This is a genomic window from Dietzia sp. SLG310A2-38A2 (assembly GCF_014145095.1).
Taxonomy (GTDB): Bacteria; Actinomycetota; Actinomycetes; order Mycobacteriales; family Mycobacteriaceae; genus Dietzia.
The window spans coordinates 1-18,430 of the sequence record NZ_JAALDX010000014.1 but is presented as its reverse complement, the minus strand read 5'-3'; the positions used below and the strand labels follow the sequence as shown (position 1 = coordinate 18,430).

Here is an 18,430-nt window from a genome sequence, read left to right as displayed (position 1 = left end):
TGCGGCCCGCTCGCGCGGGGCGCGGCCACCCGCGACGACTGTCGCCTCGCCGCGCACGTCACCACGGGACATCGCGTCGGCGAAGGTCCGGATCTCGTCGTGCTGTCGACCGAACACCATCGCGGCGAGGTCGTCGACGAGTACCAGCGCGGCCTTGCGCCTGAGCCGGGGGTCGCCGCCGACCGGATCACCCGACAGCCGGTCGGCGAGGTGGTCACGCCACTCGAACCACCCCGGAGCGCCGCTCATCTGGTGGCCGCCGCGGCGGCACCTGCCAGCTGACCCAGACCGATCGCCGTGAGCAACCCGTTGCCCGACGAGTACCCGCGTCCTCCGCTCCGACCACTCACCCCGGCCGCGACGCCACCCACGGCGAGCAGACCCGGGATGGTGGAGCCGTCAGCACGCAGCACTCGCCCCTCGTCGTCGATCCGGAGCCCGCCCTGAGTGTGGAACAACCCCGGGGTCACCCGGGCCGCCACATAAGGGGGTTCCAGCGGCGCCATGGCGAACTCACTCCGTCCGTGTTCGTCGGCGCGCTCTCCCCGCGCGGCCGCCTCGTAGCTCTCGAGTGTCCGGATCAGCGCGTCCTCAGGTGCGCCCGTCACCGCGGCGAGCTCGGTGGTCGTCGCACACTCCTTGGCACCGCCCATCTCGACGAGGTCGCGGAACTCGTCCTCGAGCGAGGTCACATCCCTTATCCGGGTGTCGAACACCGCCCAGATGGGCCCCTGACCCGCCAGGACCTCGGTGGTGAAGCCGGAATACCCGACGATCTCGTCCCCGAGCCGGCTACCGGTCGAGTCGATGAGCACCCCGCCCTTCTCCACCGTGGTCCAGGACAGGATGTTGCCGTACGGGTATGCCACCGCGGCGTATCCCTGGTAGGCCTGCTGGTTCTCGAGTTCACCGCCGAGCTCCAGTCCCCACTCGATCGCCTCCCCCGTCGATCCCGGTGCACCGAAGTACTCGAGCCCGACGAGTTCCGGTGCCCACTCACCCACGAGGGCGCGGTTGGCCGCGAACCCGTTGGCGGCCAGGATGACCGCGTGCGAGCGCAGTGTGTACTCCTGCACCCGATCCCCGGCCACCCGGACGCCGCGCACCACACCGTCCTCCACGAGCAGACCCGCGACGGGATTACCGGTGACCACCTCGACACCTGCACGGCCGCACGCGGCCACCAGGTCGTCCACCAGGTCTTGACCGCGACGGGACGGCGGGGCGTGCAGCCGGTTGACCGAGTGGCCGACGTGCTTGTACTCCATGATCAGCTTGAGGTCGACACCGTGCGTGTCCACGAGCCAGTCCACCAGCCCACCAGACGACCGGGCCAGTCGTCTGGTCAGATGCTCGGCCTCGTGCGGTCCGCTCTGCCGGAGGAGGTCCGCCGTCATCCGCTCGGCGTCGTCCTCCACTCCCGCCTCGCTCTGTTGGCGGGTACCGGCGCCCGGCACCGATCCGGTGGACAGCGCGGTGTTGCCGCCGGGAACGTCGAGCTTCTCCAGGACGACCACGGATGCGCCGGAGTCCGCGGCCGCGAGGGCCGCGGTCAGACCGCCTCCGCCTGCTCCGACGACCACGACGTCGATATCGACCTCGGCGTCGACGTCGGACTGGGATGAGACCTCTGTGACCATCTGAACGGAACCTGTTGCTTTCTGCATCGGTGAATCGAATGTTGTCCGGACGTCACGACCGCCGGCCGTGCGCGCCGTTCCCGCCGGTTATCCGGGCACCCTCGCCATGAGGCCGCCGTCGACCAGGATCGGTGTACCGGTCACGAAGGCCGCGTCGGGTGAGAAGAGGAAGGAGATCGCCCCGGCGACGTCCTCCGGACTCCCCATCCGGCCCAACGGGGCGGCAGCGGCGGCGCCGCCGGCAGCCCCGGACGGGTCGTCCTGGGAATCGAAGAAGCCCTGGAGGTTGGGGGTCAGGATGAAACCGGGGCACACGGCGTTCACGCGGATGCCGTGGGGGGCCCCGTCGAGGGCCATCGCCTTGGTGAGGGCCAGCACGGCTCCCTTGGAGGCCACATACGCGGCGTCCTGGGGGAACGCCGCGAACGACGCGGTCGAGGCCACCAGGACGATGCTGCCCCCGCCCGGGACCATCGCAGGCCACAGATGCCGGTTCAACGCGTAGATGCTGGTGAGGTTGACGTCCATCTGGCGCTGCCACTCATCGGGCGTGAGCTGGTCCAACGCACCGACGATCGTCTGCCCGGCGTTGTGCAGCACGGCCGTGGGCGGTCCGTGCTCGTCGATCAGCGCGGGCAGCATTGTGCCGACCGCGGCGGGATCGGTCACGTCGAAGGCCGCGTAGCGGGCGTCCTCACCGCACTCCGCGGCCGCCTCGGCGAGCCTGTCCTCGTTCCTGCCCAGCAGAACGACCCGGTAGCCGTCCGCCGCCAGGCGCACCGCCGCTCCCCGACCGATCCCCGAACTCGCCCCCGACACGTAGGCGGTGCCACGATCACTCATTCCGCACCACCCATCGGGAGCGCCGGCTCACCGGCGGTCCAGCCGCCGTCGACGGGCATGACGACACCGGTGACGGCGGAGGCCGCGGGAGAGGCCAGGAACGCGATGACCGCGCCGATCTCCTCGGTCTCGAACATCCGCCCCAACGGCACCCGGCGTGAGACGGCGGCGTCCAACTCCGGGGTCATCTGCTGCTTGGCCATGGGGGTGAGGGTGAAGCCCGGGCAGATGGCATTCACCCGGACGCCCGCCGGGGCCCAGTCGATCGCCATCGACCGCGTGAGCGCCGCGACGGCACCCTTGGACGCCGAATAGGCCGACTGGTCGGGCAGGCTCACCAGAGCCGCCTGCGAGGCGATGTTGACGATCGCACCTCCTGCGGCCGCCAACGCCGGATGCAGCGCCTGGCTGGCATGGACGATGCCCATCACGTTGACGTTGAAGCACTTGAGGAAATCCTGCGGGTCGACGCGCTCGAACGGCAGGTTCTCGGTGATCACCCCGGCGCAGTTGACCAGCGCGTCCACCGCACCGTGCTCGGCGAGCACGGCCTGCGCGGCCGCCTGCACCGAGGCGGGGTCGGTGAGGTCGAGCGGGCCTGCCTCGGGAGTACCCGCCAGATCCCACCCGACGACGGTGGCACCCTGCGCGCGGAGGACCTCGACCGCGGTGGCACCGATTCCGGATGCCGCCCCGGTCACCACCACCACCTTGCCGCCGAGTGGGGCCGGAATCGTTCTCTGTTCGGACATGGTCTTCTCCTGACGAGGTCGTTAGTGCTGTACTGCCGGGTAGTCGATGTACCCTCTGTCGCCGCCGGTGTAGAAGGTGGATTCGTCCCACTCCACCCGCTCGATCCCGCGCCTCCACCGGTCGAGCAGGTCCGGGTTCGAGATGAACAGCCTGCCGACGCTCACCAGGTCGGCCTGCCCGGCCTCCAGGAGAGGCTCGATGTCCTCCCGCTCGCTGGGCCCGTGAAATCCGGTGTTCAACATGTAGGTGGTACTCCACCGTCCGCGGAGCTGCTCGTGCAGCGGCGTCGACCGGCGGCGCAACGTGTGCAGGTAGGCGATCCTCAGTTCGTCGATCTGGTCGATCAGCGAGAGGTACGTCTCGTCGTTACCCTTGTCCGCCATGTCGTTGAACTGGCCTCCGGGCGAGATCCGCAGACCCACCCGGTCGTGACCGATCCGGTCACAGACCGCCCGCAGCAGCTCCACCACGAACCGTGACCGGGCCTCGGGGCTGCCCCCGTAGGCGTCGGTGCGGTGGTTGGTCCCCGGGGAGAGGAACTGGTGGGGCAGGTAACCGTTGGCCCCGTGGATCTCTACTCCGTCCATCCCGGCGCGCACGGCCCGCTCGGAGGCGTCGGCGAAGTCCCGGATGATCCCGTCGATCCCGTCCTGGTCGAGCTCGGTCGGCACGGGGGCCGGCACCATCACGCGGTCGATGGTCTCGACCTCGATCTCAGCGCGGACCGGGCTCGGCGCGACCACCTTCGCACCGGGCGGCATGAAGCTCTCGTGGCTCATCCTCCCCGTGTGCATGAGCTGGCAGAAGATCGCGCCGCCCCTGGCGTGCACAGCGTCCGCGATCTTCGCCCACTGCGCTTCCTGACGGTCGTCGTGGATCCCCGGCGTCCCGGGGTAACCCTGCCCCGCCGCAGAGGGCTGGGCGGCCTCCGAGACGATGAGCCCCGCGCCGGCGCGTTGTTGATAGTAGGTCACCGCCGAGTCCGGCAGCACCCCGTCGCGGTCCGCCCTGTTGCGCGTCATCGGAGCCATCACGACGCGGTTCGCCAGCTCGATACGACCGAGTTGCCACGGTTCGAACAGGAGAGACGACTCCGTGGCCTGTGCGTTCACGATCTCACCGGTCCCGTTCACTCGGCGATGTCCACGCACACGGTCTTGAGGTCCGTGTAGTCGTGCAGGACCTCGTGACCCATCTCCCGGCCCCAGCCCGACTCCTTCATGCCTCCGAAGGGCATGCTCGGGTCGAAGATCCCGTAGGTGTTGACCCATACCGTGCCCGCCCGGAGCTTCGCGGCGACACGATGCGCCCGTCCGACGCTGCCCGTCCAGATCCCGGCGGCAAGCCCGTACCGGGTGTCGTTGGCGAGTTCGACCACCTCTTCCTCCGAGCTGAACCGCGACACCACCACCACCGGCCCGAAGATCTCCTCCTTGACGATCCTCGAGTCCTGGCCCGCATCCGCGAGGACGGTGGGCTCGATGAAGTACCCGCGGTCGCCCTTGCGCGAACCGCCGGTGAGGACGGTGCCCTCCGAGCGCCCGACCTCGAGGTAGGACGAGACGGTGTCGAACTGGGTCTTGCTGGCCACGGGTCCGATCTCGCTGGTGGGGTCGAACCCGTCGCCGACCGTGATCGCCTCTGCCTTCGCGACCAGGCCCTCCACGACCCGGTCGTACACGTCGTCGTGGACGTACAGCCGCGCACCGGCGGCGCACGCCTGTCCCGCGTTGTAGAAGATCGCGTTGGCCGAGCCGGCGATGGCCTTGTCCAGGTCCGCGTCCGGGAAGATGATGTTCGCGCTCTTGCCACCGAGTTCGAGGGTGACGCGCTTGAGGTTGCCGCCCGCGGCGTCGAGGATCCTGCGCCCCGTGGCCGTCGAGCCGGTGAACGAGACCTTGTCGATCCCCGGGTGCTCGGAGATCGCCTGCCCCGCGGTCGGACCGAAACCGTTGACCACGTTGAGGACCCCGGGCGGGATCCCGGCCTCGAGTGCGAGGTGGGCCAGGCGCAGCGCCGAGAGCGGGGTGGCCTCAGCGGGCTTGAGCACCACGGTGTTGCCCGCCGCGAGGGCCGGCGCCAGCTTCCACGCGGTGATCACGAGAGGGAAGTTCCACGGCACGATCAGGCCGACGACGCCGAGGGGCTCGCGCCGCGTGTAGGTGTGGTACTCGCCCGGAGCGGAGATCGGGATCGTCTCGCCCTCGATCTTGGTCGCGTAGCCGGACATGTAGTGGTAGAGGCCGGCGGCCGTGGGGATGTCCCCGTCGCGCGCTGCGAGGTACGGCTTGCCCTGGTCGAGGGTCTCCACCCGCGCCATCTCCTCGGCGTCGGCCAGGAGCAGGTCGCCGAGTCGCCAGATCGCGGCGGCGCGCTCCTTGGGCTTCATCCTCGACCACGGCCCGTTCTCGAACGCCTCCCGAGCCGCCTTGACGGCCCGGTCGACGTCCTCGGCACGGCCCTCCGCCACCTTGGCGAACGCCTCGCCGGTGGCGGGATTGACGGTGTCGAACTCAGCGCCAGCGAGACCGTCCACCCATTCCCCGCCGATGTGCAGGCGGGTGTGTTCGATCGGCATGCTGGCGTCGGGCTGGTTCTGCGAAGTCGTCATCACATTCCTTACGTAGCTGCGTGTGTGCCACCGGGTCGCGGTGTGCGGGGACGGTTCACCCCGGTCCGGAGTGGGCCCGTTCTCAGTGCTCGTGGACGACGACGCCTCGGATGTTGCGGCCGGCGTGCATGTCCTCGACGGCCTGGTTGATGTCGTCCAGCTTGTATCGGGTCGTCACCAGCTCGTCGAGCTTGATGCTGCCCGTGCGGTACATGTCGAAGAGCCTCGGGATGTCGCCCAGGGGACGGCAGTTGCCGTACATGACGCCCTTGATGGACTTGGCGAGGTTCGTCATGTCCTGGGGGCTCACGCTCAGCGAGCGCTCGTGCGAGCCCACGGACACCAGGACGAGGCTGCCGGCCTTGCCGACGGTGTCGAATCCCTCGCCGATGATGTCGCCGTCGACCCGGCCGACCGTGACGATGGTCACGTCCACGCCCTGTCCGTTGGTCAGCTGCGCGATCAGCGGGCGGGCCTCGTCGATGGAGGTGAACGCCGCCGTCGCGCCGAAGTCCGCGGCGAGCTCCATCTTGTTCTCGGCCGGGTCCACCACGATGATGTGATCGGCTCCGGCGTGCTTGGCGCCCTGGACCGCGTTCGCGCCGACGCCACCCAGTCCCATGACCAGGACGACGTCTCCGGGACGGACCGGCGCCGCGTTGACGGCGGCACCATAGCCGGTCGCCACACCACACGAGACCAGGCATGCGAGGTCGAACGGGATGTCGTCGGGCAGCTTGACCGCCTGTGTCTCGTGGCAGACGAGGTAGTTGGAGAACGACCCCAGCCGGGTCACACCGCCGATCGGATTTCCGTCGGTGTCGTGGAACCGGGCGGTGCCGTCCATCGCCATTCCGGTCTCCATGCCCGCGCCGTTGTTACAGATGTAGCTCTGGCCACGGACGCAGTACTTGCACACACCACAGGCCGGGATGAACAGCGTGGCGATGTGGTCGCCTGGCTTGACCCGGGTGACCCGGGAGCCGACCTTCTCGACGATGCCGGCGCCCTCGTGCCCACCGACCATGGGCAGGTTCACCGGGATGTCGCCGGTGACGAAGTGGTCGTCGGAATGGCACAGGCCACTGGCCATCACCTTGACGAGGATCTCGTCCTCGGCGGGTTCACTCACCTCGAGGTCCTGGACCTCCCACTGTCCGCCGACCTGGTGGATTACTGCTCCGCGTGCCTTCATTTTTGGTTCCCTTTCCGTTGCCGACCGGAGGCCGGTGGTGTCGCGCCGTCCCGAGTGCCGGGGACGCCGGGCCGAACTCGGCCCGAGGTGGACGGTGGTGTGACTACGCGTTCTGGACCTGTGTCCTGCGGATCCGCTCACCGCGGGTGCGGATGACCTTGGACAGGATCACCGCGATCACCAGGGCGCCGCCGTAGAAGAGCTCCTGCACGTACTGCTGCGCGCCGAGGAGCTGCAGCCCGGTGATGCCGGTGACAAGGAAGTACACCGCGATGAACGTGCCCCACGGGTTGAAGCGGCCGATCTTGAGGACCGTGGACCCGAGGAAGCAGGCGGCGAAGACCGGGAGAAGGAACGCCGCGCCGGACACGGGGTCCGCGCTCGCGGTGTTACCCGCGTAGACCACGCCGGCGAGACCGGCGAATCCCGAGGAGATGATGAGTGCACGCCAGCGCAGACCGTTGACGTTCACGCCGTTGAGGCGGGCGACCTCGCTGCCCTGACCGACGAAGAGGAGCCGCTGGCCGAAGGCCGAGTGGTCGAAGATGTACCAGACCAGCAGGCACAGGATCACCGCGTAGTAGAAGCCGATCGGGACCGACAGGAACGGCCGGAAGAGCACCGCGTCCGTGAGCTCGCGATCGATACCGCTGATCGTGACCGAACCCGAGATGAAGTAGATGAATCCCTGGACCACGGTCCCCACGCCGAGGGTGACGATGAAGGAGTGGATGTCGAACTTGGTGACGATGTATCCGTTGATCACCCCGACGACCAGGCTCGCCAGTATGGCGACGAGCACCGCTGCCCAGATGTTCCAGCCCTGTTTGACGTTGAGGACGGCCACCAACACCATCGACATGTTCAGGGTGGTCGCGACTGACAGGTCGAAGTCGCCCGCACGCAGCGGGAACACGAGTCCGAGCGCCAGGATCAGCAGGACCACCTGTGAGCCGAGCATGTTGGCGACGTTCGCGGTCGTCGGGAACAGATCGGGTTCCAGGACGCTGAACGCGATGATCAGGACGACCCACACTCCCAGGAGCGCGAAGCGCTCAGGCTGGGCCGGTCGCTTGACCGCCTGCGATGTCGACCGTGGTGCGGTCGCCGTTCCCGCGTGGTTCTTCTCCGAGGCGGTCATGCCACTTCCTCCGAATAGACGGCGGACGCGAGGGCGTCCTTGGTGATGTGATCTCCGCGCAGTTCTGCTCGGATCTCTCCTTGGTCGAGGACTACGACGCGGTCAGCCATCTCGACGAGCTGTTCGTAGTCCGTTGTCGCGCACAGCACCGCCATGCCCTTCTGGGTGGCCTCGCGGACGAGCTTGAAGATCTCGCGCCGGGCACCCACGTCGACGCCCTGCGTCGGCTCGTTGAGCAGCATGACCGTCGGTTGGGTGTCCATCCACTTTCCGATGAGGACCTTCTGCTGGTTACCGCCGCTGAGGTGCCCGAACATCGCCGAGGAGTCCTGAGGCTTCACCTGGAGGCGCTTCAGGGTGTCGTCGGCTTGTCGACGGAGGCCCGCCCAGTCGATCAGTGCACCGCGCGCGCGCCGACCGAGGAAGGGCAGGGACATGTTCTCCAGGACGCTGAGCTCCAGTGAGCCGCCCTGTTCCTTGCGGTTCGCGGGGATGAGGACGACCCCCGCGTCCATCGATCGCGCCGGGGTGGGGTGGTGCACTTGAGCACCCTGGTGCTCCACAGATCCGGACGTGGCCGCCTTGGCCCCGAAGAGCAGGTCGGGCAGTTCCTCCGTCCCGGAACCGGCCAGTCCCGTCACCCCGACGACCTCACCCGCGTAGACCTCGAGGTCGAGGTTGTGCACCCTGGTGCCCGTGAGGGCTCGGGCCGCCAACACGGGCGCGGCGCCGGAATCGATGACGGCGTCGTGCTTGGTCAGGTGTTCCGCCTTGGAGCCCAGGATCAAGCTCACCAGATCGTCTCTCGTGGCTCCCCGGGTCTCCCGGGTCCCGGCGAGCTCCCCGTTCCGGAAGACGGTCACCCGGTCGGTGACCTGCAGGATCTCGTCGAGATCGTGGGACACGAGCAACACCGCGTCACCACGGTCTCGCAGGCGATCCAGGACGGCGAAGAGCACGTCCACCTCATGGCGCGGGAGGAACACCGTGGGCTCGTCGAGGACCAGGATCTGGGGCCGCCCCGGTTCCGACTTGAGTTCCTGCCCGCCCACCGCCCGGACGACGGCCAGCATGGCGCGCTGGACGGGAGTGAGCATGTCGATCGTCGCGTCCGGATGGATGTCGATCCCGAACCGATCGAGGAGTTCACTCACCCGCTCTCGTTCCTGGCCCCACGGCACCCGCGTGAGCCCCACCGAGGTTCCACCGGAATCCAGGGCCATGTGCTCCAGCACGGTTCCGGACGGGGCCAGCCCGAGATCCTGATGGACGAACCCCAGTCCGTGATCCCGGAGACCGCGGGCACCGAACGGGGTCGACACCCGGGTCCCGTGCACCGTGACTTCGCCGCCATCGGCGTCGTACACCCCGGCGAGAACCTTGATCAGGGTCGACTTCCCGCTGCCGTTCGCACCGAGGAGACCGTGCACTTCCCCGGGATACATCGCCAGGTCGACCCCGCTCAACGCCGAGACGCCGTTGAACGACTTGGTGAGTCGGCGGATATCGAGGAGAGGTGTCGGATCGGAGGACCCGGAGGGGGGCTGCTGGGCGGTCATGATCAGCTCAGTCCCCACAGCTCGCGGTAGGCGTCGCGGTACTCGTCGCCGAAGCCCTCGCCACTGCGCGGCGGATCGCCGGTCTCGTCCACATTGGTCTCGTCGATGACGCGGACCGGTCCGGAGACGCCCTCGATGGGCTCCTCACCCAGCATCGCCCGGAACACGGTGTCCATGTTGACGAAGGCGACCCAGTCCGGGTTCTCGGCCACGTTCATCGCGACAGTCCCGTCGGCGACCATCTGGAGGATCGACGGAGTGCCGTTGAAGGTGAAGATGGGCACGTCACGGCCGGCGGCGGCCTGCTGGATGCCGGGGGCCGCGTAGGTCGCCATGTTGTCGTAGATGGGGAGCACGGCGTTGATCGCCGGGTCCCTGAGCAGGTTCGACTGGACCTCGTCCTGGATCCGGGTCGACCACTGCGGGACGGCCACGTTCATCACACTGGCCTTGGACCCCTCGGGCCCGTACTCGTCGAGCGTCTCCTGCATCGTCTGCACCATGCCCTCGGCCGGACCGGTCTCCGAGGACTGGATGATGAGTGCGTTGACGGGGACGCCCTCGTGATGGGCGATGGCGTCGAGCGCCATCAGTCGCGCGGCGAGGTTGAACGGCGCGAAGGCCTCGTACTCGAGGCCGTCAGACACCCCCGAGTCCATGTCGTTGATGTGCAGCGGCACCACCGGGATCCCTGCCTCCCGGGCGGCGTCGATCTGCGGACCGAGGGTCTCGGGCAGTGGTCCGTTGAGCAGGATCGCACCGGCGCCCGAGTTGATCGCCTGCTGGATACCCTGCTGGTACGACGTCTGTGTGCCGTCCGACGGGAACGTCACATACTCGACGCCGGCTTCTTCGGCGACCGCTGCCATCGCGGCCTCGCCGTCGGCGTAGAACTCAGCACCGCTGTCGATCGGGATACTGAAGATCCTCTCGCCCTCGAGCTCACTGATGTCGATCGAGTCGCCGAGGTCGTCAGGGGTCGGAACGCTCCGGTACTCGTCGACCATTGCTGCTGCTTCCTCAGCGAGGGCCACGCCCTCGGCGGACGCCTCGGATGATCCGCCGTCCGTCCCGGAATCGGATCCACATCCGGCGAGGACGAGGGTGGCGGCGGCTGCGACAGCCACCATGGACTTACTGATCTTCATGACTACTCCATCAGTCGAGGGGGTTGTTACCGGGCGAGCTCGGGCCGCTCGGAAAGGTCGTGGTAGATGCGGGCGATCGAGTTGCGCTGGAACATCTCGATCAGCGGATCCGGATAGCCGGTGTAGTCCTCGTTGCCGACGTGGATCAGATCCTCGAATCGGATCTCGTCGCAGGCCTGCTCGAGGGTCTGTCCGGCGTCGATCGCGGCGGCGACTTCTCCCGCCACGTCCCGTCCCCACTGGCGGTACCGCTCGACCGCGGTGCGGTCGGTGACCTCGCCGTGTCCGGGGACGAGGACGTCGAAGTCGTAGGACTCGACGGCGTCGATCGCGTCGAACCAGTCCCACAGGCGGCAGTCCTGGAACGACGGGAGGCTGGACTCGCACACGATGTCCCCGGTGAAGATCACGCCGTCCTGGGGGAGATAGGCGAGGAGGCTGTTCGCCGTGTGCCCGGGCTGGAATCGGAGTTCGAGATGGACATCACCCAGGTGCAGATCGAGACGATCCTGGAACACCACCTCGGGGACGCGCACGGAATAGGACGGGAGCAGATCCACCGCGTCCGGGTCGATGACCTCGAACAGGTCCCGCAGGTACTCCTCGGTGGGCGCATCCCGCAGGAGCCGGTCGCGGGTTCCTCGGTGCGAGACGACCTCTCCACCCATCCAGAAGTTCCCGATGGTGTGATCGGGGTGATGGTCGGTGTTGACCACGAAGCGGGTGGCCCCGAAGCCGTCCACGACCCGTCGCCATGCCTGGGCGTCGGTCGGCTTGTGCGGGGTGTCGACCAGTGCGACCCCGTCCGTACCCACGATGATCGAGTTGTTGGAGCCCAGGTACGCGGTCTCCACGTGGACGTGGGGACTGACCTGCTTCACGCTCATGCGCCCGTCACCTCGTCCGGATCGGGCATAGACGAGGACCCGACGAAGCCGAGAAGGTTCTCGATGCGGGTGGGGGCGAAGATCTCGATGAACTCCGCCTCTCCCTCGATGCTGCGCCCGCCGTGCGGAACATTGCGGGGAAGAATGGCGATCTCCCCCGGCTCGAGGGTGAACTCGTCGTCCTCGACGGTGAAGATGATCTTTCCCTCGGTGACGATCACCGTCTGTTCGCAATCCGGGTGGGAGTGGGTGGGGACGACGGTCGGGTGGATCCAGCGGATCCGGTTGACGCCGGTCTCCTTGCCGGTCATCGCGGTACGGAAATTGTTGGTAAGCACTTCCCTCTCGGGAAGGTCGTCCCATCGTGCTCGAAACGAGCTCATCGGACCTCTCCTGTTCCATTGAGGCACCCGTACGGGCTGCCACTGCGGACCGCCCTTTGTGACGGAACCCACATTATTCTGTCGTCTGCTAACTGTCAACAGTTTTCTGGTCGCACGCGGTTTCCATCGTGTTAAACCCCGGCCGGGCCGGATACGCGGACGAAACACCATCTACCTGCGGCGATTCCGACTCACGGCCGCGGCCCCGGTCATCCTCACCTCACTGGCCCGGCGGTCAGTGGCGCGCGGGAACCCCGTCCAGCGCGCTCAGGAGCGCGTCGGTGGTAGATACGTCAGCGTATTTCTGGGCCATGTCGAACAGGTTGACCTCGTGGACCGTCGGACTCCTGTCGTACACCGCATCCGAGGGGACCGCGACCTTGTAGTTGTACGAGAAGGCGTCCACGACGCTGGCCCGGACACATCCCGAGGTGGTGCATCCGGTCACGACGAGCGAATCCACATCCGCCTGGACGAGATAGCTGGCCAACGGTGTGCCGAAGAACGCGCTCGGGTGGCGCTTGGGCAGTAGGACGTCTCCGTCCCGCGGAGCGACCTCGGCCACGAACTCGTAGCCCTTCTCCGGGATGGACATGATGCCGGGGACCTTCGCCCCCAGGGCGCCCTGGTCGTACTCCTTCTTGGGAGCCACATGGGGGTAGAGGACCGGCCACCCCTTCGCACGGAACAGCGCGAGCAGGCGTTCGATGTGGCTGACCGCCTGCCAGCCGACCTCACCGCAGCTCGTGGGGAACTCCTCGAGCGCGTCGTCGAAGGGCATCGGGGTGGTTCCGACGGTGCGGTACTGCACATCGATGATGAGCAGGCCGGGACGACGGCCCAGGCCGACCGGCCGGCCGAAGCCCGCGGCCTCGTACCGTCGGCGGGTGAGGTCGTCGATTGCCGGGGACTCGTTCATCGCTCCTCCTTCGGGAGACGGGTCAGCTCGGCGAGTGCCGCCGCGCCGCTGTGGGGTCGCTCGATGTACTCGCCGGTGGTCGTCGCGGACAGTTCACCGTCACGCATCGCGAAGTGCCCGCGAACCAGGGTGTGGACGACCCGCATCGGCACCCGCGTCCCCTCCCAGGGCGTGTACTCGGCGGCGGAGTGCTGGGTCGCCGCTTCGATCACCGTCTCCCCCGAGAGATCGACCACCGCGAGATCGGCATCCGATCCGACCTGGATCGTGCCCTTTCTCGGGTACATGCCGAAGAGTTGGGCGGACCGGGTGGACGTGACGTTCACGAGCCGGTCGAGCGGGACGCCCCGGCGCAGCCCCTCCGTCAGGGTGAGAGGCAGGACGCCCCCCACCCCGGGGAAGCCCGCACTGGCCTTCCAGATGTCTTTCTCCTTGTGCGTGCGGTGCCGGGCGTTGTGATCGGAGCCGACGGTGTCGATGTCACCGTTCGCCAGTCCGGTCCACAACGCTTCGAGGTCCCTCGGTTCACGGAGAGGAGGATTGACCTTTCCGTAGGTCCCCGGCCCGGGATCGGTCTCGGTGGTCAGGGTGAGGTACTGGGTGCACGTCTCCACGAAGAGGTTCTCGTAGGACTCCCGCTGACGCAGGACCGCCTCGAGCGCCAGGGAGCTGCTGGTGTGGACCGAGTACATGGAGGCACCGGTGACCTGCGCCATGAAGGAGACCCTCTGCACCGCCTCTGCCTCGACGAACGACGGCCTCGACATGTTCCAGGCGTGCAACGGGCCGCGGGACTCGTCGATCGGACGGCCCTTGAGCTTCCAGACCAGTTCGATGTTCTCCGGGTGGGGGTTGATCATGGCCCCGCGATCGGCGGCCATGCCCAGCACGTCGTACATGTAGCCGTCGTCGTTGCCGGGGAGCCCGAGGTACGCTCCTTCCTCACCGCGGAAGTTCATGAAGAACTTGAAGCTCGAGACACCGAACTCGTCGATGTAGTGCGGCATCTCCTCGTAGTGCGCCTCGGAGCCGACGACGATGTGGAACCCGAAGTCGACATGGGAGTCACGCGACATGACGTCCCGGGACCCGGGGAGCACATCCGAGTAGGAGTCGCCGCTCATCAGGTAGACCAGCATCGTGGTGACGCCGCCGGCCACGGCCGACGCGGACTCCAGGAGGGCGTCATCCGGATCACGGGGGACCCTGATGTCCTTTCCCAGGTGTACGTGCGGGTCGATCGCCCCCGGGAGGACGAGCTTTCCGTTCAGGTCGACGACCTCAGTGGCCTCGACCTCGACATCGGGGGACACGATCCCCGCGATCGTCCCGTCCTTGACGAGGAGGTCCACCCGGCGGACTCCCTCGCCGTTGAGGAAGACATCGCCGCCGTGCAGACGAAGGTCATACGTGGTCATACGACTGCTCCATTCTCCGTGTTGTGCGCCACCGCGTACTTCGTGTCGAGCTCGTCGAACTCGGGTTTGCGCACCAGTGCCTGACGGTCCGTCCAGCTGATCATCAGCTCGCCGGCGTCGCGGGTGTCCCCGATCTCCGCGAGGTGGTTCATCACCTGACGCATCCCGGCCACCGCGCCCCGCATGGCAGCGTTCGCGTAGAGGGCCACGGCGAAACCGAGTTCACCCAGTTCCTCCCGCGGGAGCAGCGGGGTCAGTCCACCCTCGACCATGTTGGCCATGTGGATCCCCGGGACACTCGTCGTGATCCTGCGCATCTGGTCCACGTCCCGGGGGGCTTCGACGAAGAGCACGTCCGCCCCGGCCTCGAGGTACCGGCCGGCGCGGTCGATCGCCTCGTCGATCCCCTCGATGGCCAGGGCATCCGTACGGGCGATGATCACGAAGTCATCGTCTCTACGGGCGTCGACGGCGGCCTTGATCTTTCCGACCATCTCGTCCGCCGAGATGACCTCTTTCCCGGTGAAGTGGCCGCACTTCTTGGGACTGACCTGGTCCTCCAGTTGGAGGGCGGCCGCCCCGGCCCCTTCGACGAGCCGGACCGTGCGCTGCACGTTCAGTGCGTTGCCGAAGCCCGTGTCACCGTCGACGACCACCGGGATCTGCACGGCGTCGGCAATCGCGTTGACGTGACCCACCAACTCACTCAGGGTGATGAGCCCGAGGTCGGGGGCCCCGAGATAGGAGTTCGTCACGCCCGCGCCGGTCACGTACACGGCCTCGAACCCCGCCTCCTCCACCACCCGGGCGGTGAGGGCGTTGGGTGCACCCGGCACCATCAACGGGAGCCCTCCTGACGTGAGGAGACCTCGCAACTTCTTGGTTGTCGTCATGGGTTGTTGCACCTTTCCTGGCCCGTCTGAGCCGCTATTCGGATGTGATCCCCAGTGCGTCCACGGCGCTCTTCCGTGCCTTGTCGAGGTGCAGTCGCAGGATCTCTGCTGCACGGTCCTCGTCGCGGTCGACGATCGCCGCGACGAGTTGCTCGTGCTCGGCGAGCGCCTCACGGGCGCGATCGGGCTTCTTGGCCGAGGTCTGCCTCGCGAGGGAGATCTGACGCTGGACCTCGACCGTCGCGGCCGCGAGGGCGTCGTTGCCGCTCATCCACGTCAAGCGGGTGTGGAGGTCCCGGTCGGCGGGATACGGGCGGGCGGGATCCTGGGACAGCTCCTCCCCCGCTTCCCCGACCAGCTGCTCGAGCTCCCGTAGGTCCTCCTCCGTCGCCCTTCGGCAGACGAGGCGGACGCTGTGTGTCTCCAGAGCGGTTCGGAGTTCGTACAGGTCGTCGACCTCACCGGGCTCGAACGTCTTCACAAACGCCCCGCGGTGGCTGACTATCGTCAACAGGCCCTCGCCCACCAGGCGCTGGATGGCCTCACGGAGCGGCCCCCGGCTGATCCCGAGCACCTCGGCGATCGACACCTCGTTCAATCGCTCCCCGGGGGGAAGCGTGCCGTCGAGGATCATCTCCCGAACCCGCTCCTCGGTCCGACGGGCGAACGTTCCATCCCTGGTCAAAGGGGCACTCGCGGACTTCTTCATCCCTACTCCTCTACTCGACTCGATCCCTCTCACCGCGGAGGCACCAGCCAACTCTCCCCGGGCGGTCATCAGCAGGATGTACTCGAACCCACTGCTCACCGCCGTCCAGGTCACACCTATTGTGATGCACATCTCTGTCAACTGTCAACAGTTAGCGGTGTTTTGAGTTGCCGTGCGCCTCCGGCGGGCCACACGCCGCACCCCCTGCGATCCGCGCCCGCCGCAGGACGGGAGTGCGCGCAGCGGTCAGGGGCGATGTTAACGCCGATGTGGTCTTCCGTCCGGCAGGGCCGTCACGGCGAAGGCCTACCGCCTGACCCGGCCGCCGCCCTCCGGGTTGCCGCCCTCCGCGCACGCCATTATGCTTGCTTGCTGCAAGCAATTTAATCGAAACCGGGGAGGTCGGGGTGGCGATAGACGCCGAACAGGGCGGGAAGCTGGCTGTCGACCTGTCCAGGGTGGTCAAGATGCTCAGGGCACTGAACATGTCCGCGCCACGGCTCCACGAGTCGCTCGAGCCGTCGACCCACCCCCTGCTCTTCGCGATCCACGACGAACCCGCTCGAGTCACCGCCCTCGCCGACCGTGTCCACACGGACATCTCTGTGGTGAGTCGTCAGGTACGTCACCTCGAGACCCTCGGCCTGGTCGCCAAGGCCCCCGACCCTGACGACGGGCGCGCGAGCGTCGTCGCCCTCACGTCCGAGGGAACCGACCTCGTCACCCGGGTCTTCGCCGGACGAGGCCAGTGGATGGCCGGCGTGCTCGCCGACTGGACACCCGAGCAGGCTGCCTCCCTCGACGAGGGACTGACCCGGCTCGCCGAATCGCTGCGCGCGGAGATCGACGCCCTCACGTCCGCCAAGGAGAACTGATGACCGACCGCGCACCCGTCACGACCCAGGCAGGTGAGGACGGCGAGTTCTCGCATCGCCAGATCCTGGTGATCCTCGCCGGCCTCATGTCGGCGATGTTCCTCGCGAGCCTGGACCAGACCATCGTGTCGACCGCCATCCGGACGATCGCCGACGATCTGCAGGGCCTGGACGCGCAGGCGTGGGTGACCACCGCCTACCTGATGACCTCGACCATCTCGACGCCGCTGTACGGCAAGCTCTCGGACATCTACGGGCGCAAACCGTTCTTCGTCATCGGCATCGTGATCTTCGTGTTCGGCTCCCTGCTGTGTACGCTCGCCGACTCGATGTACACGCTCGCGCTGTACCGCGGGATCCAGGGCCTGGGCGCCGGCGCCTTGATGTCGCTCTCCTTGGCGATCATCGGTGACATCATCCCGCCGCGCGACCGTGCCAAGTACCAGGGCTACATGCTCGCGGTGTTCGCCTCGTCCTCGGTCATCGGCCCGGTCGTCGGCGGCTTCTTCGCCGGCGTGGAGACGATCTTCGGCATCGACGGCTGGCGCTGGATCTTCCTCATCAACGTTCCTATCGGCGCCATCGCGCTGACCCTGGTGATGATCACCCTCAACGTCAAGAACGTCCGCGTTGATCACCGGGTGGACTGGGCGGGCGCGGCCACCATCGTCGTCGGACTGGTCCCGCTCCTGCTGGTGGCCGAGCAGGGCAACACCTGGGGCTGGGGCTCACCGGCCGCACTGGCCTGCTACGTCGTGGGCCTGGGCGGGATCGGCCTGTTCCTCATCGTCGAAGCGCGGGCCGGCGACCAGGCTCTCATCCCACTGCGTCTGTTCCGCGACCGCACCTTCGCGATCGTCACCGCCGGCGGGGTGATCGTGGGAATGGCCATGTTCGGCGGGATGATGACCCTGCCGCTGTACATGCAGATCGTGCACGGAGCCGATCCCATGGAATCCGGCCTCATGATGCTGCCGCTGGTGGCGGGCATGATGGGCGCCTCGATCGTGTCGGGCCAGCTCATCTCCAAGACCGGCCGGGTCCGCGAGTTCCCGATCCTCGGCACCGCCATCTCGGCCGTCGGGTTGTTCCTGCTGTGGACCATCGACGCCGACACCTCGCTGACCCTGGTGATGGCCTACATGCTGGTGCTGGGAATCGGCCTGGGCAACTGCATGCAGCCGCTCACACTCATCGTGCAGAACGCCGTGAGTCCGCGCGAGATCGGCGTGGCCACCGCGTCCGCGACGTTCTTCCGCCAGCTCGGCGGCACCGCAGGGGTGGCCGTGTTCCTGTCGATCCTGTTCAGCCGGGTCGGGGGCTCCATCACCAGCGAGCTGGAGCAGGCGGGCGCAGACGGCAGCCTCGCCCGCGGGGTGCAGGAGGGCCTGGCCGACCCGGCGCTGCGGGCGGACCCCGAGGCTCTCGGGATCGTGCAGGCGCTCGCCGACCCGGC

Annotated in this window: 18 protein-coding genes; 2 read left to right on the top strand and 16 right to left on the bottom strand. The window is 67.7% G+C overall.

What is annotated here, in order from left to right; translation table 11 throughout:
- From G6027_RS00525 to G6027_RS00450, 16 genes are all read right to left on the bottom strand, one after another.
- A partial coding sequence (locus G6027_RS00525; protein ID WP_182634429.1) for a hypothetical protein occupies nucleotides 1-249 on the bottom strand: 249 nt, incomplete at its 3' end.
- A complete protein-coding gene (locus G6027_RS00520; protein WP_206682451.1) occupies nucleotides 246-1,667 on the bottom strand; it encodes an FAD-dependent oxidoreductase in 1,422 nt (473 codons plus the stop codon). The genes G6027_RS00520 and G6027_RS00525, both read right to left, overlap by 4 nt.
- A 60-nt stretch (nucleotides 1,668-1,727) precedes the next feature.
- Nucleotides 1,728-2,483: an SDR family NAD(P)-dependent oxidoreductase gene (locus G6027_RS00515; RefSeq protein WP_182634426.1), complete on the bottom strand. Its 756-nt coding sequence runs from the start codon at nucleotides 2,481-2,483 to the stop codon at nucleotides 1,728-1,730.
- Nucleotides 2,480-3,235, bottom strand: a complete 756-nt coding sequence (locus G6027_RS00510) for an SDR family NAD(P)-dependent oxidoreductase (RefSeq protein WP_182634424.1) — start codon at nucleotides 3,233-3,235, stop codon at nucleotides 2,480-2,482. The genes G6027_RS00515 and G6027_RS00510 overlap by 4 nt, the downstream gene beginning before the upstream one ends.
- Nucleotides 3,236-3,256: 21 nt before the next feature.
- Nucleotides 3,257-4,369, bottom strand: coding sequence for an alkene reductase (locus G6027_RS00505; RefSeq protein WP_346995578.1), 1,113 nt, complete (start codon nucleotides 4,367-4,369; stop codon nucleotides 3,257-3,259).
- Nucleotides 4,366-5,847 (bottom strand): aldehyde dehydrogenase family protein, encoded by a 1,482-nt coding sequence (locus tag G6027_RS00500; protein ID WP_182634421.1) that lies wholly within the window; start codon nucleotides 5,845-5,847, stop codon nucleotides 4,366-4,368. Before G6027_RS00500 ends, G6027_RS00505 begins: the two co-directional genes overlap by 4 nt.
- A gap of 82 nt (nucleotides 5,848-5,929) precedes the next feature.
- The gene (locus tag G6027_RS00495) at nucleotides 5,930-7,042 is read right to left on the bottom strand and encodes a Zn-dependent alcohol dehydrogenase (RefSeq protein ID WP_182634419.1); all 1,113 of its coding nucleotides are present in this window, start codon (nucleotides 7,040-7,042) and stop codon (nucleotides 5,930-5,932) included.
- Between the two features lie 103 nt (nucleotides 7,043-7,145).
- Nucleotides 7,146-8,183 carry an ABC transporter permease gene (locus G6027_RS00490; RefSeq protein WP_182634417.1) on the bottom strand — a complete coding sequence of 346 codons (1,038 nt, stop codon included), beginning with the start codon at nucleotides 8,181-8,183 and terminating at the stop codon, nucleotides 7,146-7,148.
- The gene (locus G6027_RS00485; protein WP_182634415.1) at nucleotides 8,180-9,742 is read right to left on the bottom strand and encodes a sugar ABC transporter ATP-binding protein; all 1,563 of its coding nucleotides are present in this window, start codon (nucleotides 9,740-9,742) and stop codon (nucleotides 8,180-8,182) included. The genes G6027_RS00490 and G6027_RS00485 overlap by 4 nt, the downstream gene beginning before the upstream one ends.
- Before the next feature lie 2 nt (nucleotides 9,743-9,744).
- A complete protein-coding gene (locus G6027_RS00480; protein WP_182634413.1) occupies nucleotides 9,745-10,890 on the bottom strand; it encodes a sugar ABC transporter substrate-binding protein in 1,146 nt (381 codons plus the stop codon).
- Nucleotides 10,891-10,916: 26 nt separating this feature from the next.
- Nucleotides 10,917-11,777 carry an MBL fold metallo-hydrolase gene (locus G6027_RS00475; RefSeq protein ID WP_182634411.1) on the bottom strand — a complete coding sequence of 287 codons (861 nt, stop codon included), beginning with the start codon at nucleotides 11,775-11,777 and terminating at the stop codon, nucleotides 10,917-10,919.
- The gene (locus G6027_RS00470; protein WP_182634409.1) at nucleotides 11,774-12,160 is read right to left on the bottom strand and encodes a cupin domain-containing protein; all 387 of its coding nucleotides are present in this window, start codon (nucleotides 12,158-12,160) and stop codon (nucleotides 11,774-11,776) included. The genes G6027_RS00475 and G6027_RS00470 overlap by 4 nt, the downstream gene beginning before the upstream one ends.
- A gap of 235 nt (nucleotides 12,161-12,395) precedes the next feature.
- Nucleotides 12,396-13,079 carry an isochorismatase family protein gene (locus G6027_RS00465; protein ID WP_182634407.1) on the bottom strand — a complete coding sequence of 228 codons (684 nt, stop codon included), beginning with the start codon at nucleotides 13,077-13,079 and terminating at the stop codon, nucleotides 12,396-12,398.
- Nucleotides 13,076-14,497 carry an amidohydrolase family protein gene (locus G6027_RS00460; protein ID WP_182634405.1) on the bottom strand — a complete coding sequence of 474 codons (1,422 nt, stop codon included), beginning with the start codon at nucleotides 14,495-14,497 and terminating at the stop codon, nucleotides 13,076-13,078. Before G6027_RS00460 ends, G6027_RS00465 begins: the two co-directional genes overlap by 4 nt.
- Nucleotides 14,494-15,390 carry an oxaloacetate decarboxylase gene (locus G6027_RS00455; protein ID WP_182634403.1) on the bottom strand — a complete coding sequence of 299 codons (897 nt, stop codon included), beginning with the start codon at nucleotides 15,388-15,390 and terminating at the stop codon, nucleotides 14,494-14,496. Before G6027_RS00455 ends, G6027_RS00460 begins: the two co-directional genes overlap by 4 nt.
- 34 nt (nucleotides 15,391-15,424) lie before the next feature.
- Nucleotides 15,425-16,231, bottom strand: coding sequence for a GntR family transcriptional regulator (locus tag G6027_RS00450; RefSeq protein WP_182634401.1), 807 nt, complete (start codon nucleotides 16,229-16,231; stop codon nucleotides 15,425-15,427).
- Nucleotides 16,232-16,506: 275 nt separating this feature from the next.
- Between G6027_RS00450 and G6027_RS00445 the strand changes: the two genes are divergently transcribed.
- Nucleotides 16,507-16,974 (top strand): MarR family transcriptional regulator, encoded by a 468-nt coding sequence (locus G6027_RS00445; protein ID WP_206682450.1) that lies wholly within the window; start codon nucleotides 16,507-16,509, stop codon nucleotides 16,972-16,974.
- A partial coding sequence (locus tag G6027_RS00440) for an MDR family MFS transporter (RefSeq protein WP_182634399.1) occupies nucleotides 16,974-18,430 on the top strand: 1,457 nt, incomplete at its 3' end. The genes G6027_RS00445 and G6027_RS00440, both read left to right, overlap by 1 nt.